The organism is Sphingobium sp. VMM (assembly GCF_056790315.1).
Genome location: NZ_JBXGSI010000015.1, coordinates 16,897 through 37,356 on the forward strand (window position 1 = coordinate 16,897; position 20,460 = coordinate 37,356).

At 64.9% G+C, this 20,460-nt stretch carries 20 protein-coding genes; 7 read left to right on the forward strand and 13 right to left on the reverse strand.

Annotated features, from left to right (window positions below; translation table 11 throughout):
* Window positions 1–138: 138 nt before the first annotated feature.
* The 3 genes from ACUCV3_RS18315 to ACUCV3_RS18325 are packed head-to-tail and all read right to left on the reverse strand — an operon-like array spanning window position 139 to window position 2,583.
* Window positions 139–942 carry a LytR/AlgR family response regulator transcription factor gene (locus tag ACUCV3_RS18315; protein ID WP_004210477.1) on the reverse strand — a complete coding sequence of 268 codons (804 nt, stop codon included), beginning with the start codon at window positions 940–942 and terminating at the stop codon, window positions 139–141.
* Entirely contained in the window at window positions 939–2,045 is a 1,107-nt protein-coding gene (locus ACUCV3_RS18320; protein WP_010336741.1) for a sensor histidine kinase, read from the reverse strand. Before ACUCV3_RS18320 ends, ACUCV3_RS18315 begins: the two co-directional genes overlap by 4 nt.
* 55 nt (window positions 2,046–2,100) lie before the next feature.
* A complete protein-coding gene (locus ACUCV3_RS18325; RefSeq protein ID WP_010336740.1) occupies window positions 2,101–2,583 on the reverse strand; it encodes a winged helix-turn-helix transcriptional regulator in 483 nt (160 codons plus the stop codon).
* Between the two features lie 121 nt (window positions 2,584–2,704).
* Between ACUCV3_RS18325 and ACUCV3_RS18330 the strand changes: the two genes are divergently transcribed.
* Window positions 2,705–4,810 (forward strand): RelA/SpoT family protein, encoded by a 2,106-nt coding sequence (locus ACUCV3_RS18330; protein ID WP_004210474.1) that lies wholly within the window; start codon window positions 2,705–2,707, stop codon window positions 4,808–4,810.
* Between the two features lie 55 nt (window positions 4,811–4,865).
* On the opposite strand, the gene ACUCV3_RS18335 is transcribed toward ACUCV3_RS18330, so the two are convergent.
* A complete protein-coding gene (locus ACUCV3_RS18335) occupies window positions 4,866–5,153 on the reverse strand; it encodes an addiction module antidote protein (protein ID WP_010336739.1) in 288 nt (95 codons plus the stop codon).
* A 34-nt stretch (window positions 5,154–5,187) separates the two neighbouring features.
* Window positions 5,188–5,478, reverse strand: coding sequence for a type II toxin-antitoxin system RelE/ParE family toxin (locus tag ACUCV3_RS18340; protein WP_010336738.1), 291 nt, complete (start codon window positions 5,476–5,478; stop codon window positions 5,188–5,190).
* Between the two features lie 372 nt (window positions 5,479–5,850).
* Here ACUCV3_RS18340 and rplJ point away from each other — a divergent pair, with 372 nt between their 5' ends.
* The 3 genes from rplJ to ACUCV3_RS18355 all read left to right on the forward strand — a co-directional run bounded on the left by rplJ (window position 5,851) and on the right by ACUCV3_RS18355 (window position 8,404).
* Window positions 5,851–6,366 (forward strand): 50S ribosomal protein L10, encoded by a 516-nt coding sequence (gene rplJ, locus ACUCV3_RS18345; RefSeq protein ID WP_004210472.1) that lies wholly within the window; start codon window positions 5,851–5,853, stop codon window positions 6,364–6,366.
* Window positions 6,367–6,438: 72 nt separating this feature from the next.
* Complete coding sequence (gene rplL / locus ACUCV3_RS18350; protein ID WP_004210471.1) at window positions 6,439–6,813, forward strand: 50S ribosomal protein L7/L12; 375 nt, start codon at window positions 6,439–6,441, stop codon at window positions 6,811–6,813.
* 169 nt (window positions 6,814–6,982) lie between these two features.
* Window positions 6,983–8,404 carry a carboxylesterase/lipase family protein gene (locus tag ACUCV3_RS18355; protein ID WP_482240958.1) on the forward strand — a complete coding sequence of 474 codons (1,422 nt, stop codon included), beginning with the start codon at window positions 6,983–6,985 and terminating at the stop codon, window positions 8,402–8,404.
* 15 nt (window positions 8,405–8,419) lie between these two features.
* Here the strand turns inward: ACUCV3_RS18355 and ACUCV3_RS18360 are convergent, their stop codons facing one another.
* Window positions 8,420–9,850 (reverse strand): porin, encoded by a 1,431-nt coding sequence (locus tag ACUCV3_RS18360; protein WP_482240959.1) that lies wholly within the window; start codon window positions 9,848–9,850, stop codon window positions 8,420–8,422.
* 143 nt (window positions 9,851–9,993) lie between these two features.
* Between ACUCV3_RS18360 and ACUCV3_RS18365 the strand changes: the two genes are divergently transcribed.
* Together ACUCV3_RS18365 and ACUCV3_RS18370 are read left to right on the forward strand one after the other, a co-directional pair.
* Window positions 9,994–11,502, forward strand: a complete 1,509-nt coding sequence (locus tag ACUCV3_RS18365; RefSeq protein ID WP_482240960.1) for an ABC transporter substrate-binding protein — start codon at window positions 9,994–9,996, stop codon at window positions 11,500–11,502.
* A gap of 65 nt (window positions 11,503–11,567) precedes the next feature.
* Window positions 11,568–11,990, forward strand: a complete 423-nt coding sequence (locus tag ACUCV3_RS18370; protein WP_010336734.1) for a DUF4112 domain-containing protein — start codon at window positions 11,568–11,570, stop codon at window positions 11,988–11,990.
* 142 nt (window positions 11,991–12,132) lie between these two features.
* Here the strand turns inward: ACUCV3_RS18370 and ACUCV3_RS18375 are convergent, their stop codons facing one another.
* The 7 genes from ACUCV3_RS18375 to ACUCV3_RS18405 form a co-directional block, all read right to left on the reverse strand.
* Window positions 12,133–12,840 carry a ribonuclease T2 family protein gene (locus ACUCV3_RS18375; protein ID WP_010336733.1) on the reverse strand — a complete coding sequence of 236 codons (708 nt, stop codon included), beginning with the start codon at window positions 12,838–12,840 and terminating at the stop codon, window positions 12,133–12,135.
* A complete protein-coding gene (gene nadC, locus ACUCV3_RS18380; RefSeq protein ID WP_010336732.1) occupies window positions 12,833–13,687 on the reverse strand; it encodes a carboxylating nicotinate-nucleotide diphosphorylase in 855 nt (284 codons plus the stop codon). Before nadC ends, ACUCV3_RS18375 begins: the two co-directional genes overlap by 8 nt.
* On the reverse strand, window positions 13,684–15,810 hold the full coding sequence (locus ACUCV3_RS18385; RefSeq protein WP_482240961.1) for a prolyl oligopeptidase family serine peptidase: 2,127 nt from the start codon (window positions 15,808–15,810) through the stop codon (window positions 13,684–13,686). The genes nadC and ACUCV3_RS18385 overlap by 4 nt, the downstream gene beginning before the upstream one ends.
* A gap of 178 nt (window positions 15,811–15,988) precedes the next feature.
* A complete protein-coding gene (gene cls / locus ACUCV3_RS18390) occupies window positions 15,989–17,404 on the reverse strand; it encodes a cardiolipin synthase (protein ID WP_010336730.1) in 1,416 nt (471 codons plus the stop codon).
* Window positions 17,405–17,428: 24 nt separating this feature from the next.
* Window positions 17,429–18,415 carry a quinolinate synthase NadA gene (gene nadA / locus ACUCV3_RS18395; protein WP_004210458.1) on the reverse strand — a complete coding sequence of 329 codons (987 nt, stop codon included), beginning with the start codon at window positions 18,413–18,415 and terminating at the stop codon, window positions 17,429–17,431.
* Between the two features lie 31 nt (window positions 18,416–18,446).
* On the reverse strand, window positions 18,447–19,160 hold the full coding sequence (locus ACUCV3_RS18400; RefSeq protein WP_010336729.1) for a DUF4230 domain-containing protein: 714 nt from the start codon (window positions 19,158–19,160) through the stop codon (window positions 18,447–18,449).
* Window positions 19,145–20,023, reverse strand: a complete 879-nt coding sequence (locus tag ACUCV3_RS18405) for an MBL fold metallo-hydrolase (protein WP_029547572.1) — start codon at window positions 20,021–20,023, stop codon at window positions 19,145–19,147. Before ACUCV3_RS18405 ends, ACUCV3_RS18400 begins: the two co-directional genes overlap by 16 nt.
* A gap of 100 nt (window positions 20,024–20,123) precedes the next feature.
* Here ACUCV3_RS18405 and ACUCV3_RS18410 point away from each other — a divergent pair, with 100 nt between their 5' ends.
* Entirely contained in the window at window positions 20,124–20,414 is a 291-nt protein-coding gene (locus tag ACUCV3_RS18410; protein ID WP_010336727.1) for a GIY-YIG nuclease family protein, read from the forward strand.
* Window positions 20,415–20,460: the final 46 nt, after the last annotated feature.

Consider the following 20,460-nt stretch of genomic DNA (forward strand, 5'->3'; position numbering starts at 1 on the left):
GGTTGGGCGGGGGAGCGGGCTGGTACCGTACCGAAAAATCGCTCTTTCGCGATTTTTCCAAACAGACTCCGGGATCGGTTCAGGCCATCGCGCACCAAACGGCCGGCCGCCCCTGCACGGGCGGCCGGCGCCGTTTCGTCAGTGGACGAAACGCGCGACGACGTCGCGGTAGGAACGGCTGACCTTCACCTGGGCGCCGGATTCCAGCACCAGGAAGCATTCGCCGTTGGTATGGGGCTTCACCTGACGCACCTGGCTCAGGTTGACGATGGTCGAGCGATGGACGCGCTGGAAATTGCGCGGGTCGAGCCGCTTTTCCAGATCCTTCATCGTCTCGCGCAGGATCAGCGAATTGTCGGCGGTATAGATGCACATATAGTCGCCCGCCGCGTCGATCCGCTCGATCGAATCCACGTCGACGCGGAAAATCTGCCCGCGATCCTTGATGTTGATGAGCTTTTCGAAGCGGTTCGACGCCGGCGCATCCTCGTCGCCATTGGCAAAGTCGTGCATCGCGTCGGGCGCCACTTCGGCCAGCACCTCGCGCAGCTTTTCCGCTTCCTGAACCTGCTTCTTCTCGGACAGGCGCAGGCGCACCCGGTCGAGCGCATCGGCCAGGCGGCCTTCATCCACCGGCTTCATCAGATAATCGACCGCCTGTGCCTCGAAGGCGCGGATCGCATGGTCGCTATAGGCGGTGACGAAGATGAACAACGGTGGTTCGACCTCCATCATCCCCTGGACGACGGAGAAGCCGTCGAAGCCGGGCATCTGGATATCGAGGAACACAAGGTCGGGTTTATGCGTCTTGATGGCACGGATGGCTTCGCGGCCATTGGTGCAGGTCTCGATGATTTCGACATCCTCATGCGCTTGCAGACGGAGCTTAAGGCCTTGGATAGCCAGGCTTTCGTCGTCGACGAGGATTGTTCTGATGGTCATGCGGCCACTTTCGATGTTTCATCCATGTTAAGCGGAATTTCGATGATGACCGAAAATCCGCTTTGCGTGGAACGCGTTTCGAACCGCTGTCGTTCCCCGAAGGCCTGAATTAACCGGTCCCGGATGTTCGGCAGGCCGACGCCCGTCCCCTCGCTGACCGGAATGTGTGGCTTCATTGCGCCATCGTTCAATCCCGGCCCGCTGTCCGACACGACGATCCGGACATTTTCACCGGCGGGTTGCGCCGAGACCGAGATTTCCGCCCCTTCCTCCTTGGGCGTGACCGCATATTTGATCGCATTTTCCACCAGCGGCTGCAGCAGCAGCGACGGCAGGCGTGCGTGGGCGACCGAAGGATGGACGTCGAAGGACGGACGCAGCCGGTCCTCGAAGCGCATCTTCTCGATCTCCAGATAGAGTTTCAGCGTCTCGATCTCCTGCTCGATCGTCACATGCGCGGTCGGCTCGTTGATCAGCGTATAGCGCAGGAAGGAGGACAGCCGCGACAGCATCGCATTGGCGCGCGTGGTTTCCTTGAGCAGCACCAGGGTCGAGATGGAATTGAGCGTGTTGAACAGGAAATGCGGATTGAGCTGATAGCGCAGCATGGCGAGTTGCGCGCTCGACGCCTGATTCTCCAGATGCAGCAGCTGGTCCGCCTGTTCCTCCACCGTCAGGTAGAAGTTGATCGCATAATAGAGCGCCGACCAGGCGCCCAGCAGCGTCATCGACAGATAGAAGGCGCCCAGGAACAGCTGCAACCCGGCGGTTTCGCTGCCCTTGTTCTGGGTCGAAAAGACCCAGGCATCGATGAAGGCGACCATCGCGGCGGCGGCGACCACGGTAACGATCGACGCGCCCCAGGTCAGGATCGGCCGCTGTTTCTGCAGAAAACGGAAAGCGACCGCGATCAGCAAGGTCGCCGAATAGCCGGTGACGGTGGAGATCAGCACCGGGATCAGGCTGGACAGCGGCTGACCATTGGCGATGGTGGACGACCCGCGCAGTAGGAAGGCCCCGGCCCAGCCAAGCGACTGGAGGTTCCAGAAAGCGCGATTCTTGTCCGCGAAAAAGGGTTTGGGCTGCAGGGGATGGACTGACATTACCGACAGCCTAGGCGATTTCAGCGCCATGGTGAAGCCGCCCCGTCGTCCGGTATCAGGCCGCCGCAGCCGGCTCTTGCGCCATCGGGGTCACTTCGTCGCGGCACAGCCAGACCAGATCGCTCAGGTCCAGCGTGCGGCCGTCATGCGCCTGGATCGCGATCGCGCGGATCGGCAGGCCATCGCGCTTGTCCGCCAGCACTTGGCAGAAGGGCGGAGCGCTGCCCCATTTCTCGCCCCACTGGCGCAGTGCGATCATCGCGGGGGCCAGTTCCTGGCCCTTTTCGGTCAGCCGATATTCGACCTTGCGCCGGTCGCACTGCATCGGCTGGCGCAGCATGATGCCATTTTCGACGAGCCGCGCGAGGCGGTTGGCCAGGATATTGCGGGCGATGCCCAGCGTCGACTGGAACTCCTCGAAATGGCGAATGCCCGACAGGGCGCCCCGCAGGATCAGGAAGGACCAGCGCTCACCCATCGCCTCCAGCGCGGCGGGAAGGGCGCATTGTTCCAGGTCCTGGGCAAGATTATGTTTCATGATGTCGATCTAATAGCGCAAAGCGGCGACCGTTGCAAAAGTTGCACAAAGGCAACCCAAATCACACAGATCGGGATTTTTTTGTTGCGCTGCAAGGCGCTTCCCACACAATCGGGAAACGATGCTACGTCAATATGAACTTGTCGAACGGGTAAAGCGCTACGATCCGGATGCGGATGAAGCGATGATCAACCGCGCTTATGTCTTCTCCGTCCAGAAGCATGGCAGCCAGAAGCGTGCCAGCGGCGACCCCTATTTCAGCCATCCGATCGAGGTCGCGGGTATCCTGACCGACTTCTATCTGGACGACCAGACGATCGTGACAGCGCTGCTGCACGACACGATCGAGGATACGCTGGTCACCTATGACGAGATCGAGGAGGCGTTCGGCAAGGATGTCGCCCGCATGGTCGACGGCGTGACCAAGCTTTCCAAGATCGAGGCCATGTCCGAAAATGAGCGGGCGGCCGAGAATTTGCGCAAGTTCCTGCTCGCCATGTCGGACGATATCCGCGTGCTGCTGGTGAAGCTGGCCGACCGGCTGCACAATATGCGCACGCTGCACTTCATCAAGAATGAGCAGAAGCGCCGCCGCATCGCCAAGGAGACGATGGACATCTATGCCCCGCTGGCGGAGCGGATCGGCATGTATGACTTCATGCGCGAGATGCAGCTTCTCTCGTTCCGCGTGCTGGAACCCGAAGCCTATGACAGCATCACCAAGCGGCTGGAGCAACTGAAGGAAGGCGGCCATGACAAGGTCGACCGGATCGGCGCGGAGCTGCAATTGCTGTTGGGCGGCCATAATCTGTCCGTCACCGTGTCGGGCCGCGAAAAGCATCCCTATTCCATCTGGAAGAAGATGCAGGAACGGCACATCAGCTTTGAACAGCTGACCGACGTCATGGCCTTCCGCGTCATCACCGAGACCACCGAGGATTGCTATCGCGCGCTCGGCGTCATCCACCAGACCTTCAAGATGGTGCCGGGCCGGTTCAAGGATTATATCTCCACCCCCAAGCGCAACGGCTATCGCTCGCTGCACACTACGGTCATCCATCAGGAAAATGCCCGTATCGAGGTGCAGATCCGCAGCCGCGACATGCATAATGACGCCGAACTCGGCCTTGCGGCGCACTGGGCCTACAAGCAGAAGGGCGACGCCACCGACCAGAATGCGGCCTGGCTGCGCGACCTGGTCGAAATCCTGGAACAGAGCCAGGATGCCGACGAGCTGCTCGAACATACCCGCATGGCGATGTATCAGGATCGCATCTTCGCCTTCTCGCCCAAGGGGGAGTTGCACCAGTTGCCCAAGGGATCGACCCCGGTCGATTTCGCCTATGCCGTCCACACCTCGCTCGGCAACCAGACCGTGGGGGCGAAGGTGAATGGCCGGGTGGTGCCGCTCCGCACCAGTCTCGAAAATGGCGACCAGGTCGAAATCCTGAAATCGGCCGGCCAGGAACCCCAGCCCGGCTGGCTCAGCTTTGCCATCACCGGCAAGGCGCGCGCCGCCATCCGCCGCTTCATCCGCCAGAAGCAGCGCGGCGAGGAAGTGGCGCTGGGCGAAAAACTCTATGAGGAAATCATCGGCCGCTTCTCGCCCGAACTGGCGAGCGAGCTGGGCGACAAGGCGCTCAATGCCGCGCTCAAGCGGCTGAAGCTGGAGGATCGCGCTTCGCTGATGGTAGCGATCGCCACCCATCGCCTGCTCGATTCCGAAGTGATGGAGGCACTGATCCCCGGCTCCACCAGCGGCCAGGAACTGGAAGAAGCCCATCCGCGCCAGCATGCCCCGGTCTCGATCCGCGGCCTGACGCCGGGCATCGCCTACAAGCTGAGCGAATGCTGCCACCCGGTGCCGGGCGACCGCATCGTCGGCATCCGCCGCACCGGCGAGCCGATCGAGGTCCACACCATCGACTGCCGCACGCTGGAGGCCGGCCAGGACGACGACTGGGTCGATTTGAGCTGGGACAGCAAGTCCAAGGGCGGCACCGCCCGGCTGCAGGTCATCGTCAAGAACCAGCCCGGTGCGCTCGCCGCGGTCGCCAATGTGTTCGGCGCGACCAAGGCGAACATCCTCAACCTGCAACTGGTCAACCGCGAAGGCCCCTTCCACACCGATATCATCGACCTGGAAGTGGCCGACGCCCAGCATCTGAGCCGCATCGTCTCGGCGCTCCGTGCCCTCGATACGGTGGTGCAGGCGGACCGGGTCTAGGACCATCCTCACTTCGGCGGTGGCACATATTGCCACTGCCGAAGCGGGCCATCAATCAGGCAGCCGCCTCGATCCGCATCCGCAGGCCCAGCGCCGGCAGCAGCTTCAACATGCTGCCCAGCGTCGGATTCCCTTCGGGGCCGAGCATCCGATAAAGTTGCTGCCGCTTCATGCCGGTCTCCTTCGCCAGCTCGGTCATGCCATGCGCCCGCGCTACAATCCCGATGGCCTGGGTAATGACATGCACGTCACCGGTGGCGAACGCATCGGCGAGCAGTTCCGCCTGATCCTCCGCTTGCGTCAGCGCCTCAGCCGCATCAAAGCGGGTCAATTCGATCGTCATATCAACCTCCTTGGCCGGGTCGATGAGGGACAGCTCAATCGATCCGGGCCGCCATATCCTTTGCCCTGGCAATGTCCCGCGGCTGGCTCGACTTGTCGCCACCAACCAGCAGGACGATAAGCCGATCCCCGCGCCGCACGAAATAGAGGCGATAGCCCGGACCGAAATCGACACGCGCCTCCAGCACGCCATCGCCCACCGACTTCACATCGCCCAGCAGTCCCAGTTCGAAGCGGGCAATCCGCCCGGCAATCTTCGACCGCGCCCGGCGATCGCGAAGCGCGGCAAACCATTCTGCAAAGACCGGGGTTTGCAGCACTTCCATGCCGACAACATATATGTGACACGCCGCCGCTTATCAAGCCATCGTCGGCCGCACCCGCCGCCCTGCCAGCGTTTATCCGTTGCGTTTCATGCCCAAAATCTGTAAGGGCGCCCCAGCAGACCCGTGGCTCATGCCATTGGTCTTCCGTCCGAGACAGTTGGTGAAGGGAATTTGCCCTTCTTAATCTCCAGCCTAGACGGGGAAAAGTTCTTTACCGGACGGGCCATGCGCCCGATTCGGGTCTGCCTGATTTCCTTTTCGAGGATATGGGCCAGTCGACCTCTCCCCTTCGGACTTAACTGCCCCATGGCTTGCCATGGGTTTTAGCCGTTCGCGTAGCGCAAGCGACGCGAACATGAAGTGGAGAATGGCATGGATCGTAATCAGAAATCTGAGATCGTCTCCGCGCTGAACGCTCAGCTGGCAGAAGTTGGTGTGGTCGTCGTGACCCGCAACCTCGGCATGACCGTCGCTCAGTCGACCGTCCTGCGCCAGAAGATGCGCGACGCCGGTGCGTCCTACAAGGTTACGAAGAACCGCCTCGTCAAGATCGCCCTCGAAGGCACCGACTATACCGGCATCAGCGACCTGCTGACCGGCCCCGTCGGCCTCGCCTCGTCGGTCGATCCGGTTGCAGCCGCCAAGGTTGCAGTCGATTTCGCGAAGACCAACGACAAGCTTGAGATCGTTGGCGGCGCGATGGGCGAAGTGCTGCTCGATGCGGAGGGCGTCAAGGCCCTGGCATCGATGCCGTCGCTGGATGAACTGCGTGCGAAGCTGGTCGGCCTTCTGGTCGCCCCGGCTACCAAGCTCGCAACCGTCACCCAGGCACCGGCTGCGCAGCTTGCGCGCGTCTTCAACGCCTATGCGGAGAAGGAAGCGGCCTGAGCCGCCCCTCATCCTCATTAACTTTTGAACCTCATTTGTTCGGGGCAATCGCCCCTTAGAAGGAATTGAAAAATGGCAGACATCAACGCTCTGGTCGATCAGCTCTCGGCCCTCACCGTCCTCGAAGCCGCTGAGCTGTCGAAGGCTCTGGAAGAAAAGTGGGGCGTTTCGGCCGCCGCTGCTGTCGCTGTGGCCGCTCCGGCTGCTGGCGGCGCCGCTCCGGCTGCTGAAGAGCAGACCGAATTCGACGTGATCCTGACCGGCGACGGTGGCAAGAAGATCAACGTCATCAAGGAAGTCCGCGCCATCACCGGCCTGGGCCTGACCGAAGCCAAGGCTCTGGTCGAAGGCGCCCCGAAGGCTGTCAAGGAAGGCGCCAGCAAGGACGAAGCCGAAAAGCTGAAGAAGCAGCTGGAAGAAGCCGGCGCGACCGTCGAGCTGAAGTAAGCTGTTGCGGCCTTGCTTCGGCAAGGCCCGGCTTTCCGGTTGCAACCGGAGAAATTTGGGGTGGTGCCTTCGGGTGCCGCCCCTTTTTCCTTGCCCGATCAAGCCGATTGATTTCCGCGCCATATTTGCCTCTATTCCTGCCCACAGAATGGAATGGAGGATGCAGGCGATGCGGCGGACCACTATCATCGGGCTTGGCGCCCTGTTGCTCGGCACCAGCACCCTTGGCACGGCGTCCCTCGCCGCCCGCTCCCCCACGCCCCAGCCGCAGATGGCCCAGACCGAAGCGGGAATCGTCCATGGCGCGCTCGACGCCGGGGTGGAAAGCTGGAAGGGCATTCCCTTCGCTGCGCCGCCGGTCGGCGACCTGCGCTGGCGCATGCCCCAGCCCGTGGCCCGCTGGCAGGGCGTGCGCGAAACCACCGCCTATCGCAACGACTGCATGCAGCTGCCATTCCCCAGCGATGCGGCCCCGCTCGGCACCCCGCCGGCCGAGGATTGCCTCTACGCCAATGTCTGGAAGCCCGCCGGCGCCACCGCCAAGCTGCCGGTCCTGTTCTGGATCTATGGCGGCGGCTTCGTGAATGGCGGATCGTCGCCGCCCACCTATTCGGGCACCGCGCTGGCGAAGCAGGGGCTGATGGTGGTCAGCTTCAACTATCGGCTCGGCCGCTTCGGCACTTTCGCCCACCCCGCCCTTGCCGCCGCAAATGAGGACAAGGGCCTCGCCGGTAATTACGGCCTGATGGACCAGGTCGCGGCGCTGCAATGGGTGAAGCGCAACATCGCCCGTTTCGGCGGCGATCCCGCCAACATCACCATCATCGGCGAAAGCGCGGGCGGCATGTCGGTCCATGCCCTGCTGACCTCGCCTTTGTCACAGGGCCTGTTCCAGCGCGCGGTCATCATGTCGGGCGGCGACGGCCAGATGATGGGGCCAAAGGACGGCAGCGCCGCAACGATCGGCGAAGCCTTTGCCGCGACCAAGGGGATCAAGGGCAGCGACGCCGCCGCGCTCAAGGCGCTGCGCGCTCTGCCCGCCGACCAGGTGATCGACGGCCTCAACCTGGAGGGCATGTTCAAGGGCCAGCTTGGCCCCTACAGCCCGCCCTTCCCCGACGGGAAGATCGCGGTCAATCCCGCCGCCGCCTATGCCAGCGGCAATTTCGCCCATGTGCCGGTGATGGTCGGCGCGACCGGCGCCGACATTGGCGGGCCGACCGGCTTCATGGTCGGCGGCGCCCGCACCGTCGCCGCAACCCTCGCCGCGGCGAAGCTGCCGGTCTATGCCTATCGCTTCGACTATGTCGCAACCTCGGTGGGCAAGCCCGGTGCCGGCCATGCCACCGACATCCCCTATTTCTTTGACACCCAGGCGATCAAATATGGCGCCGCGACCACGCCACGCGACAATGATATGGGTCGCACCATCAGCGCCTATATCGTCAATTTCGCGCGCAGCGGCGATCCGAACGGCACCGGCCTTGCCGCCTGGCCGCGCTATGACGCGAGCGAGGATCGGATCATGCTCTTCAATCCCGACGGCAAGGCCGCAGCGCAGAAGGATCCGCTACCGCCGGTCACGCCCTGACAGGGGCATGACCGGTCAGTAGTTCCACTGCACCTGGGTGCGGATCAGATTGCCTTCCGCCCGGCCGGTGCGGCGTTCGTCGGCTTCGGCGCGCTTCATCCGGGCATAGGCGAAGGTGAATTCCAGCGCCTTCCACGGCTGCCATTCCACACCCAGTTCGAACTCGTCGGTTTCCAGCCGCGGCGCATTAGTGCCGGCCTTCCACCCGCCGCGATAATGCTGCCAGCGGGCATAGGGCATCAACGCGCCGATCGTCTCGGTCGGCAGGCGATACATCATCTGGACATAACCACCGCTCAAATTCTTGGTCTCGATCGACTGGCTGTCCAGGTCATATTCCGGCCCCTTGCCCCAATTCCATTCGGCCTGGATGCCGAAGGGCTGGGGATAGAGAATGGCGTGCAGGCCGACGCGATCATCGTCATAGGCGATCGTGCTGACTCCGCCGCTGCGCAGTTCGGGCTGCACATCGTTCATCATCGCCGATCCGCCGACTTCCAGCACCTGCCCCTCAAAGGCACCGCCCAGCCCGTCCAGTTCGAACGGCCAGGTCGCAAAGGCGACCTTCATCAGCCCGCGATTCTGCTCGGTCCGGTTGGTGCCCTGGCCGTTGAAGACGCCCAGGCCGAACGCGCCATAATTGCCGAACAGCTTCTGCCCGTCATGCCCCAGCCGATCCCAGATCTGCTGCACCGATGTCGGCGTATAATAGCCGACAATGCCCAGATCGCGCTCGCTGGGCACCGCGCTGTTGATCGCGTCGCTGCGATCCAGCGTCAGCCGGTTGGACGAGGACTGCATATTTTCCCAGCCGAACGGCACCTTCGACTGGCCGAAGCGCAGGCGCCAATTCTTCTGCTTGTCGAGGAAGACATCGGCATAGGCATCGCGCAGCTGGACGAAGCCCTCGCGCCGCTCGCTGCCCGCCTGGTTGTTCACCGCCGACGCGAAATCGGATTGGAGATAGAGCGACACCCGATCGGACACATCGCCCTGCAGCACCAGCCGCGCCCGGCGCAGCGAGAAGCCGCCGCGATCCGAGATCGAACTGTCATGGGGCGAACGGAGCCGGGACTCGCCGGTCGGCGCCGTATCGCCGCCCGACAGGAAGCCATTGTAACGCATCTGGGTATAGCCGCGCAGCGACAGCTTCTCGTACCAGGCCTTGGACTTGGGCGCGTCCGCAGACACCGGGACGGCCGCCGGTGCGGCCGGTGCAGCGGCAAGGGCGACGGGCGGCGCAGCGGCGTCCACCGCTGGCGCTGGCGCAGCCGCCGCCGGCTGCGTGCCCTTGTTGGCGGCCAGTGCGGCCGTCAGCGCCTGCACCTGCGCCTTGAGTTCGTCGATCTGGCGCTGCAAGGCCGCATTATCCTGCGCCTGTGCCGGCGTGGAGATCATCAGCGTCGCCAGCGCGGTGCCGGCGGCCAGTCGCAATCGGAGCGTCATTCCTGTCCATTCCCCTGTTTCGGGGACGCCAGTATGAATTTTATGTTACATCGCAGCGTCTTTGAGATGTCGGTTTTGTGACATTGGCAAAAGCGCCGATCGCGGTTGGCGGCGGCGCCCCGTCCGGCTAAGCCCGTTCCTGCATGTTCGCCGTCCCGCCCCGCCTGCGCGCTCTGTCGCGCCGCGCCGCCCTGATCGCCGGGTCCAGCCTCGGCCTCGCGCTCGGCAGCTGCTCCGACGAAGGCAGCGGCCCGGTGGTGGTCAGCGTCATCGGCAGCCGCACCGAACTTGCCAAGCCCTTGCAGAATCTGCCCTATCCGGCAGCCAAGCTGATCCTGGAGGCCACCGCCCAGGGGCTGGTCGCCTTCGATGCCGGCGGCGACATCTTGCCTGCCCTCGCCCAGCGCTGGGTGGTGGAGGATGATGGGCGCAGCTATATTTTCCGCCTGCGCCGCGCCTTCTGGGCCAATGGCGCCCGCGTCACCGCGCCCGATGTCGCCCGCATGTTGATGGCGCGGATCGAGATGCTGCGCCAGCTCGACCCCGACGGACCGCTCGACGCGGTGCAGGCGGTCGTGCCGATGACCGGCGAGGTGATCGAGATTCGCATGGCCGCTGCCCGCCCCTATGTGCTGCAGATGCTGGCCCAGCCGCAAATGGCGGTGTTGTCGCGCGACGGCGGCACCGGCCCCTATCGCAGCGTCTGGCGCAGCGGCGCGCCGATGCTCGCCCCGGTCGATCGCCTCAGCGGCGACGATGCCGACAGCGATGAGGAGGAAGCCGGCGTCCCCGCCTGGCAGACCCGCGTGCTGCGCGCCGAGCGCGCGTCGCTCGCCATCATCCGCTTCCGCGAGAAACAGTCGGCGCTGGTGCTGGGCGGCCGCTATGCCGACCTGCCCCTGCTGGTGCCCGCCGGCATCGATCGTGACGCCGTGCGAATGGACCCGGTGCAGGGGCTGCTGGGCCTTGCCGTCACCGGCAAGGGCGATCTGCTCGACGATGACGGCGTGCGCGCCGCGATCAACATGGCGGTCGATCGCAACCAGCTGCTCCAGATGTTCCCGCTGGGCGGCTGGGCGATCAGCGAGCAGTTGCTGCCCGGTCAGCTCGACCTGCCGGTGGCGCCGCCCACGCCCGGCTGGGTCGGGCAGGCGATGGATGATCGCCGCGCACAGGGCCGCGCCATCATCGACCGCTGGCGCAATACCCATGGCGATCCGCCGCCGCTGCGCATCGCCCTGCCCGCCGGCCCCGGCTCGACCCTGTTGTTCGGCCTGCTGGCGCGCGATCTGGGCGCCATCGGCCTTGCCGCAGAGCGGGTCGATCTGGCCGACAAGGCAGACCTTTCCCTGATCGACGAGGTCGCCGCCTATGACAGCGCGCTCTGGTATCTCGGCCGCATCGGCTGTGCCCGCAAGATTCACTGCAGCCCGGAGGGCGAAGCCGCGCTGCAGGCCGCCAGCCTCGCCAGCACGGCGGAGGAACGCGCCGCCCGCGTCGCCCAGGCAGTGGGCCTGATTCAGGGCCATGATGGCTATATCCCGCTCGGCGCGCCGATCCGCTGGTCGCTGGTGTCGAAACGGCTCAGCGGCTTCCTGCCCTCGCCGCGTGGCCGCCACCCATTGAACCATCTCTTCCGCAGCACCAACTAAGGGTCTGCGCCCTTTTTGCCGCGCCGGACGTTATCCGGCAGCACGGGGCTTTGGAGAGTGATGGAATGCCCGTTTCGGCCAAGCAGTTCGATGACCTTGTTCGTGACATGCCCGGCTTCGGCCGCGACCCCGCCTCGATCCGGCGCCGGATCGAGATGATGGAGGCCGTGCTGGAGGGGCTGTTCGTCATTCCCGGCACGAAGCGCCGGGTCGGCATGGACAGCCTGATCGGTCTCGTCCCCGTCGTCGGCGATATCGCGACCGCCGCCATGGGCGCCTGGATCGTGTGGGAAGCCCGCAATCTCGGCCTGTCGAAATGGCAGCTGACCCGCATGGCCGCCAATGTCGGCGTCGACACGCTGGTCGGCGCCATACCCTTCGCCGGCGATATCTTCGACTTTCTCTACAAGTCGAACACGAAGAATCTGCGCATCATCCGCAAGCATCTCGATCGCCACCATCCCTCGACGGTGACGATCGACGGCTGACATGCACCATCGTTGATCCTCCCCTGCCAGGGGAGGGGGACCGGCAAAGCCGGTGGAGGGGTGTCCCGCTCTCGATGGAGCGCTGCCTCTCCGCCTGACCCGCGATCATTGCCCTTTCCACGCGGGAAAGGGCGCCTGGGTCTCAGCCCCTCGGCTCGATCCGCAACTGCGCCCGGTCGCGCACGCCGCCCTGCTGCGGCGGGCAGGCCATGTAGCGATATTTGCGGTCCATGCAGATCCATACTTCGCTCAGCGCACCGTCGCGGCTGACGTTCAGGCGGATGCCATCGGCGACCATGCCCTTGTTCTCCGCCGCGAACGCCTTGGCGAAATCCTGCGCCGACAGGGTCGGCCGCGCGGCCAGCGCCGCCATGTCGGGATAACGCAGCCCCTGATACAGCTTGCGCGACAGAGCAAAGAATTTGGTCGGCGTGGTCGGCATGCAGGTGCCATGCTTGACCCATTCATGCTGAATCAGTTGCACCGACGGCGTCGAACAGAGATGCTCGCGGATCACCTTGCGCGGCAACGGCGCGGCCGGCTTGCAATATTGCGGCCATTCCTTGCCATAGCCATCGGGCCACAGGCCATGCAGGGTGAAGCCGAAATCATTGCCCGACCCGCACTGGAAGGCATCGCGGGCGCCGCCGCGCGACGTCTTGCAATATTGCGGGCTCCAGCTGACGGCCAGCGTGTAATAGCCGATCGGCAGCACCCGCTTGGGTTCGTCGGCGCTCGGCCCCTCCACCTGCGGGCGGGCGATGATCTCGGGCAGGCGGCACTGATTGGCCTGGGCGTGGGCGATGCCGGGCAGCAGCAGGGCGATCAGGGGCAGCAGATATTTACGCATGGGAGAAATCCAGTCCGATGTCGGCGGCAGGGGCAGATTGGGTAAGGCGGCCGACGCTGATATAGGTGACGCCGGTGTCCGCCTTGGCGCGGATCGTCTCCAGCGTGACGCCGCCCGATGCTTCGGTCGGCACCCGGCCGCCGACCAGGGTGACGGCGCCGCGCAGTGTGGCTGCATCCATATTGTCGAGCAGCAAATGGGTCGCCCCGGCGGCCAGCGCCGGCTCGATCTGGTCGACCCGGTCGACCTCGACGATGATCTGGGCGATGCCGGCGGCGACCGCACGGCGCGCGGCTTCCTCTACCGACCCGGCGACCGCGACATGATTGTCCTTGATCATCGCCGCATCCCACAGGCCCATGCGATGATTGGTCGCGCCGCCCATGCGGGTGGCGTATTTCTCCAGCCGGCGCAGGCCGGGGATGGTCTTGCGCGTATCCAGCAAGGTCGCGCCCGTGCCCAGGATCGCGTCGACATAGGCGCGCGTCATGGTGGCGATACCGGTCAGATGCTGCACCGTGTTGAGCGCCGATCGCTCCGCCGTCAGCAGCGCGCGGGCCTTGCCCCGGATGCGCATGATGTCGGTCCCTGCCGCCACCCGGTCGCCATCCTGGTGCAGCAGTTCGATCTCGACATCGGGATCGAGCGCGCGGAAGAAGGCGACCGCGATCGGCAGGCCGGCGAGCGTCACCGCGTCGCGGCTGTCCATCACCCCGTTGAAGATCGCATCGGCCGGGATCACCGCCTCGCTGGTGACATCGCGGCCGTCCGGCCCCAGATCCTCGGCCAGCGTAGCCGCGACAAAGGCATCGAGGTCGAACCCCTCCAGCGTGAAAGCGGCGCTCACTTCTTCTTCTCCACCAGTTCGCGGGTCAGGAAGGCGTGCAGCAGCGCCGCGCGCACCGCATCCTCGGCATGGTCAGCGCCGACCGAATGGCCGCCCTCGCGATATTCATGATAATAGACCGTGCTGCCGGTCGCCTTCAGCTTCGCCGCCATCTTGCGCGCATGGCCCGGATGCACCCGGTCATCCTTGGTCGACAGGTAGAAGAAGGCTGGCGGATAGCGCACCCCGGTCCTCACATTCTGATAGGGCGACCATTTGGACATGAACGCCCAGTCCGACGGCACATCAGGATCGCCATATTCCGCCACCCACGACGCGCCAGCCGACAGATGCGAATAGCGCTTCATATCCTCCAGCGGCGACCCCGCGATCACCGCGCCATAGAGGTCGGGCCGCTGCGTCATCGCCGCGCCCACCAGCACGCCGCCGTTGGAGCGGCCGGAAATGCCGATATCGCCCTTGGTCGACACGCCGGTCTTGACCAGATCCTCGGCCACCGCCGCCAGATCGTCGAACGCATTCTGGCGCTTCTCGCGCAGCGCATCCTGATGCCAGGCCGGGCCATATTCGCCGCCGCCCCGGATATTGGCGAGGACATAGGCATTGCCATCCTCGACCCAGAACAGGCCCAGCGGCCCGGCGCGATAGGGTTCGGTGGTGAGATAGGTCGGCGTCTGCGCCGCGCGAAACCCGCCATAGGCATGGATGAACGCCGGCACCGGCCCCGTCACGCCCTTTTTGCGCGCCAGGAAATAGGGCACCTTCGTCCCGTCCTTCGACGTGGCGAAGCGCTGCTCCACCACGAACTGGCTGGCGTCGAAGCGCGCGGGCAGTTGCTGGATCGTTTGCGCGGCTCCCTGCGCCCCTGCCACCATCAGGCTGGGCGGCGTCAGCATCCCCTCGACCGAGGCGAAGACCTGGTCGCCCTTGTCGTCGGTGCCGACCAGATGGACCGTCGCCTTGTCGGCCAGCGGCACCGAACGGCTGGTCCAGCGGCCGGTGGCGGCATCGCGGGTCATCGCCAGCAGCGCGCCCGACACATTGTCGAGCTGCTTCACCCACAGGATATGGTCGGTGGTGCGCACTTCCTCGACCACGGTGGTCGCGGTCGGCTTCAGCACCACCTGCGGCGCGCCCGCCTTGCCCGCCGCAACATCGGCGATCGGCCAGGACACCAGCGATCCGGTCGGAATGTCGCCCAGCGGCTTGTTCAGCAGCACGATCATCTGGCCATCAATAAGGCCGCGGAAATCGGCCGTGTCGGGCACCGGCGTGCGGATCAGCTGGCCGTTCGCGCCCTCGATATAGAGGTCGTTGGTGTAGAAGGTCAGCGCCCGGTCGATGAAGACCCAGCGTTTGTCGCCATCCTGCTCGACACGCGGCCGCACCGAAATGTCGCTGTCCACGCCTTCCTTGACCAAGGTCGCCGACGACAGCGGCGTGCCCCGCTTCCAGCGCTTGACGATGCGCGGATAGCCCGACGCGGTCAGCGATCCCGCGCCATAGTCGGTGCCGACCAGCAGCGTATCCTTGTCGGCCCAGGCGACGTCGCTCTTGGCTTCGGGCAGGGTAAAGCCGCCCTCGACGAACTTGCCGGTGGCGAGGTCATATTCGCGCACGACATCGGCATCGGTACCGCCCGCGCTCAGCGAGATCAGGCAGCGGCTGTAATCGGGCGCCAGGCAGTCGGCGCCATGCCAGACCCAGCTCTTGCCCTCCGCCTTGCCCAGCGCATCGACGTCGATGATCGTCGTCCAGTTGGGCTTGCCGGCGAGATAGGATGCGAGGTCGCTCGACCGCCACAGGCCGCGCGGATTCTTCGCGTCGCGCCACAAATTGGTGACGCGGCCGCCCATCACCTTGTCGGGCACCGCAATCTGGCTTTCATCGTCCAGGATCGCGCGCGCGCGCGCCCGGTCCGCCTCGAACCGCGGGCTGGCACGCAACAGCTTTTCCGTCTCGCCATTCCACTGCTCGACCTGCGCGATCGCCTTGGCGCCCTCGATATCCTCCAGCCAGAGATAGGGATCATCGCCCGTGGCGGGCGCGGCGGCGATCAGGGCAGGAGCGGAAGCGATGGCGATCGCCATCAGGGCGGAACGGAGCGTCAGCTTATGTCTCATGGCCCGATGCGATAGGCGATGATGCGGGGCTATGCCAGCCTGTGGATGCGCACAGTCCATTGAAAACCGCCGTCATCCTGACGGAAGTCAGGATCCATTCCGGACAATGTCAGCCATCTGTCCCGATGGAGTGCCGAATGGATCCCGCATCAAGTGCGGGATGACGCCGGCGGCAGGGTCAAAGCAGCGAGCCGACCATCCGCGCGACATTTTCCGCAACCTTGCGATAGAGCGGCCGCGCCCGCCATGTTTCGCGGTCCAGCGTCTCCGCCCGCGCCATGAAACGACGCTGCACCAGCTCCACCGCCGCCACCGTTTCCGCGTCATAGATGAGCAGGCTCGCCTCCTCGTTCAGCTCGAAACTGCGCATGTCGACATTGGAGGAGCCGACCACCGCCAGCCGGCCGTCGATGCTGACCGTCTTGGCATGGACGAATTCGGGCCGATGGGCATGAATGCCGATGCCCGCCGCCATCAGCTCGGCATAATAGGAGGCCTGCGCCGCATGGACCAGCCACTGGTCCACCGGCTTGGACACGATCAGGTCGACCTTCACCCCGCGCACCACCGCCGTGCGCATCGCATCGACCAGGTCATCGTCGGGAATGAAATAGGGCGTCACCAGCATCACATGGCTGCGCGCCTGATGCAGCTGCCACACCAGCAAGGTCTTGAACCCTTCCAGCGGATAGTTGGACCCGCTCGGCAGCAATTGCGTCACCGCGTCGCCGGCCGGCTCGGGAATGACCACCGGCCCTTCGGGCAAGCGGTGCGTCTCCATATACCAGTCGGCGCGCACCAGCGCCTCCAGCTCCGCCACGACCGGCCCGGTCACCCGCGCCACCAATTCCTGGTTGACGATGCCGGGCTTGAAGTCGCGCGCGACGATATTCTGCGATCCGACATGGCCGATCACCCCGTCGATCACGAACAGCTTGCGATGGTTGCGCATGTCGCGCCTTGTCCGCCCGCGGATCCAGCGGAACGGCAGGGCGGCGCACAGCTCCACCCCCGCCGCGCGCAGCATCGCCTCCATTCCCTTGCGCCAGGGCCGCGACCCGACCGGATCGTACATCACCTGCACGGTGACGCCGCGCTTGACCGCCGCGCCCAGCGCATCGGCCACCCGCCGCCCCACCGCATCATCGGCGAAGATATAGACGAGGATGCGCACGCTGTGCCGCGCGGCGTTGATGTCCGCCACCAGCCGGTCGATCGCCACGATATAGTCGAAGATCAGATCGACCCGGTTGCCCCCGGTCGCCGGCATCTTGCCAAGCTTTGCGGCCAAGTCGACGATCGGCGCGCGATCAGGGTCGGGTGATGGCGCATGGGGCAGTAGCCGCGCAGCAATGCCGCCGAACCAGGGATCAAGCTCGCCGAACCGGGCGCGCCGCCATTCGGGGAAACGCGGGCTGCCGATGATCCAGAACAGGATCAGCCCCGGCACCGGCAGGAAGAAGATCAGCAGCAGCCAGGCCCGCGTCGCCGCCGGCGTCCGGCGAAAGGGCACGGCGATCAGCGCGCCGATGCGGATCGCCCATTCGAGGAAATAATAGAAAAGGCCGAAATCGCTGTCGGGGAGGTTGACCATGTGACCGACCTCCCCCGTCTATCCTCAGCGTGCGCCCAGATCGCCCTGACCGACCGTACCGCTGGCCATCTCCAGCATCCGGTCGAGGCTCTTCTTGGCCGCGACGCGCAGCGTCTCGTCCATCTCGATGCGCGGGCTCAGGTCGCGCAGCGACAGATAGAGCTTCTCCATCGTGTTGAGCGCCATATAGGGGCAGATATTGCAGTTGCAGTTGCCGTCCGCGCCCGGCGCGCCGATGAAATTCTTGTCCGGCACGCTTTTTTGCATCTGATGGATGATATGCGGTTCGGTGGCGACGATCAGCGTGTCGCCCGGCATCGTCTTGGCAAAGTCCAGGATGCCGCTGGTCGACCCGACATAATCGGCATGGTCGACGATATAGGGCGGGCATTCCGGGTGCGCGGCGACCGGCGCCTGCGGATGCTGGGCCTTGAGCTTCAGCAATTCGGTTTCGCTGAACGCCTCGTGCACGATGCACACGCCCGGCCACAGCAGCATGTCGCGGCCCAGCTTGCGCTTCAAATAGCCGCCCAGATGCTTGTCGGGGCCGAAGATGATCTTCTGATCCTTGGGGATCTGCGCCAGGATCTTCTCGGCCGACGAACTGGTGACGATGATGTCGGACAGCGCCTTCACCTCGGCCGAACAGTTGATGTAGCTCAGCGCAATATGATCGGGATGCGCCTCACGGAACGCCTTGAACTGGGCGGGCGGGCAGCTGTCTTCCAGGCTGCAGCCCGCATCCATATCCGGCAGCACGACGATCTTCTGCGGCGACAGGATCTTCGCCGTCTCTGCCATGAAGCGCACGCCACAGAAAGCGATGACATCGGCGTCGGTCTCGGCCGCCTTGCGCGACAGTTCCAGGCTGTCACCGACGAAATCGGACAGATCCTGAATCTCGGGCGACTGGTAATAATGGCCCAGGATGACGGCGTTGCGCTCCTTGCGCAGGCGGTCGATCTCCGCGCGCAGGTCCGTCCCCTGCGGAATTCCAGTGAAAGCGTTCATACCCTGTGACTCCTCGGTCTTACCGGGCGCCCTAGCGGGCCTGTCTCCGGTTTGCCAGTACCTCGTTGACCGGCGTGGTCACGTCCCAGCGATCGCGATTGGGTCGTTCCGCCGGAAAAGTGACGATCACCCGCGCATCGCCCTGCCCGGCCGCTGCCAGCGGCGCCGCCATCAGCTTCACCAGCGCGGCCCGGCCATATTCGCGCGCCTGCGCCATCCGCTCGGGCGACCCGGCCGATTTGGCGGCCCGTGCCTGCGCGTAAGCCGACGTGCGCCGGCTCAGTTCCTCGCCCGCCTCGCGGGTCACGAACAGGCCGCTGGTCCGCACCAAAGTCCGCTGGCTCTCGTCGACATTGGGTTTGCCGACGGTCACGTCGGGCGCATTCACGATCAGGGTGCGGCGCTCCGCATCCCATTCCAGGTCATCCGCACCGATCGCGCCGACATTGACGAAATAATCGACCGAAAAGGGCATCTTCACCACCTGGTCGGACTTCAGCCAGCCAAAGCCGCGCACATCGCGCGCGCTGCTCTGGATCGTGCCGCTGAGTTCGGAGACCTTCAGGCTGCTGGTACCGGCAATCTTCTCGGCAATGACCTTGGTCACCGCCGTCCCGTCATCCTCGACGCTCACCACATAGTCGCGATTATAGCGCTGCCAGCCGACCAGCATCGCCCCGCCGACAATCAGGATCAGCAGCGCGACCGCGACCGGCCCAGCATAGCGCTTCAGCGCATCTGCCATCGCCCATCCTCCAGCGGCGCGGCCATGCCCCGGCCATTGAGATCGATCAGGTGCGCCAGCACCGATCGCCCGGCCGCCCCATAGAGGCGCGGGTCCACGCCCTTGTACATTTCCGCCACCATGTCGGGGATGGCGCTGTCGCCATTGCGCTCCAGAAAGCGCATGATCTGGCCCTCGCGCTGCTTGCGATGGCCCATCATGCCGCGCACCAGCCGCTGCGGATTTTCAATCGGCTCGCCATGGGCCGGATAATAGACGATATCGTCCCGACCCAGCAGCAACTGCATCGACCGCATATAGGCGGTCATGTCGCCATCGGGCGGGGAAATGACGCTGGTGGACCAGCCCATCACATGGTCGCCGGTGAACAGCGCCTTGTCCTGCGCCAGCGCAAAGCAGAGATGGTTGGACGTATGGCCCGGCGTCGCCACCGCCGCCAGCGTCCAGCCGGTGCCGGCCACCACTTCGCCATCGCCCAGCACCCGGTCGGGCCGATAGTCCGCGTCAAAGGCCGCGTCCGCGCGCGGCCCGTCGTCGCTCAGCGTCAGCGGCGCACAGCCGATGATCGGCGCGCCGGTCAGCACACTCAGCGGCCGGGCCGCCGGGCTATGGTCGCGATGGGTATGGGTGCAGAGGATCGCCACCACGGGCCGCCCGCCGATCGCGGCGATCAGCGCGTCGAGATGCTCGGCCTCGTCCGGCCCAGGATCGATCACCGCGACATCCGCGCCGCCGACCAGATAGGTCTGGGTGCCGGTATAGGTGAAGGGCGACGGATTGGGCGCCAGCACGCGCGCCACCAGCGGCGACAGCGTCATCAGGATGCCGGTCGGCAAATCGGCCGGATCGAACGGGGTAGCCATGGCTCCCATGTGCCCATTTCTCGGCGGATTTCAAGGGCCGCAGATGACCGTCATGCCAGCGAAAGCTGGCATCTCAGGCCTTTATATGTAGCATCGCCGGATGGCGCAGGGCGGCTATACCTACATCATGACCAACAAGCCGGGCGGCGTCCTCTATATCGGCGTCACTGCCGATCTCGCCACGCGCATCGATCAGCATCGGCGCGGCACCGGATCGATTTTCTGCCGCAAATATGGGCTGACACGCCTGGTCCTCGTCGAACATCATGAGGATATCCTGCTGGCGATCAGTCGGGAGAAAGCACTCAAGGCCTGGAAGCGCGATTGGAAGATCCGGCTGATCGAACAGGCCAACCCGGACTGGGATGATCTGTTCGACCATATTGCCTGAAGGCCACAGACCCCGGCCTTCGCTGGGGTGACGATCAAGGAGGAGA

What these genes read in the sequence shown, in the direction of transcription:
- ACUCV3_RS18400 (WP_010336729.1), bottom strand. Translation starts at nt 19,160, where the DNA reads ATGGCAGATGCGCTGAAGCGCTATGCTGGGCCGGTCGCGGTCGCGCTG.
- cls (WP_010336730.1), bottom strand. Translation starts at nt 17,404, where the DNA reads ATGGTCAACCTCCCCGACAGCGATTTCGGCCTTTTCTATTATTTCCTC.
- ACUCV3_RS18335 (WP_010336739.1), bottom strand. Translation starts at nt 5,153, where the DNA reads ATGACGATCGAATTGACCCGCTTTGATGCGGCTGAGGCGCTGACGCAA.
- nadA (WP_004210458.1), bottom strand. Translation starts at nt 18,415, where the DNA reads ATGAACGCTTTCACTGGAATTCCGCAGGGGACGGACCTGCGCGCGGAG.
- ACUCV3_RS18340 (WP_010336738.1), bottom strand. Translation starts at nt 5,478, where the DNA reads ATGGAAGTGCTGCAAACCCCGGTCTTTGCAGAATGGTTTGCCGCGCTT.
- ACUCV3_RS18365 (WP_482240960.1), top strand. Translation starts at nt 9,994, where the DNA reads ATGTTCGCCGTCCCGCCCCGCCTGCGCGCTCTGTCGCGCCGCGCCGCC.
- ACUCV3_RS18370 (WP_010336734.1), top strand. Translation starts at nt 11,568, where the DNA reads ATGCCCGTTTCGGCCAAGCAGTTCGATGACCTTGTTCGTGACATGCCC.
- ACUCV3_RS18315 (WP_004210477.1), bottom strand. Translation starts at nt 942, where the DNA reads ATGACCATCAGAACAATCCTCGTCGACGACGAAAGCCTGGCTATCCAA.
- ACUCV3_RS18355 (WP_482240958.1), top strand. Translation starts at nt 6,983, where the DNA reads ATGCGGCGGACCACTATCATCGGGCTTGGCGCCCTGTTGCTCGGCACC.
- rplJ (WP_004210472.1), top strand. Translation starts at nt 5,851, where the DNA reads ATGGATCGTAATCAGAAATCTGAGATCGTCTCCGCGCTGAACGCTCAG.
- ACUCV3_RS18410 (WP_010336727.1), top strand. Translation starts at nt 20,124, where the DNA reads ATGGCGCAGGGCGGCTATACCTACATCATGACCAACAAGCCGGGCGGC.
- ACUCV3_RS18385 (WP_482240961.1), bottom strand. Translation starts at nt 15,810, where the DNA reads ATGAGACATAAGCTGACGCTCCGTTCCGCCCTGATGGCGATCGCCATC.
- ACUCV3_RS18320 (WP_010336741.1), bottom strand. Translation starts at nt 2,045, where the DNA reads ATGTCAGTCCATCCCCTGCAGCCCAAACCCTTTTTCGCGGACAAGAAT.
- ACUCV3_RS18330 (WP_004210474.1), top strand. Translation starts at nt 2,705, where the DNA reads ATGCTACGTCAATATGAACTTGTCGAACGGGTAAAGCGCTACGATCCG.
- rplL (WP_004210471.1), top strand. Translation starts at nt 6,439, where the DNA reads ATGGCAGACATCAACGCTCTGGTCGATCAGCTCTCGGCCCTCACCGTC.
- ACUCV3_RS18375 (WP_010336733.1), bottom strand. Translation starts at nt 12,840, where the DNA reads ATGCGTAAATATCTGCTGCCCCTGATCGCCCTGCTGCTGCCCGGCATC.
- ACUCV3_RS18360 (WP_482240959.1), bottom strand. Translation starts at nt 9,850, where the DNA reads ATGACGCTCCGATTGCGACTGGCCGCCGGCACCGCGCTGGCGACGCTG.
- ACUCV3_RS18405 (WP_029547572.1), bottom strand. Translation starts at nt 20,023, where the DNA reads ATGGCTACCCCGTTCGATCCGGCCGATTTGCCGACCGGCATCCTGATG.
- ACUCV3_RS18325 (WP_010336740.1), bottom strand. Translation starts at nt 2,583, where the DNA reads ATGAAACATAATCTTGCCCAGGACCTGGAACAATGCGCCCTTCCCGCC.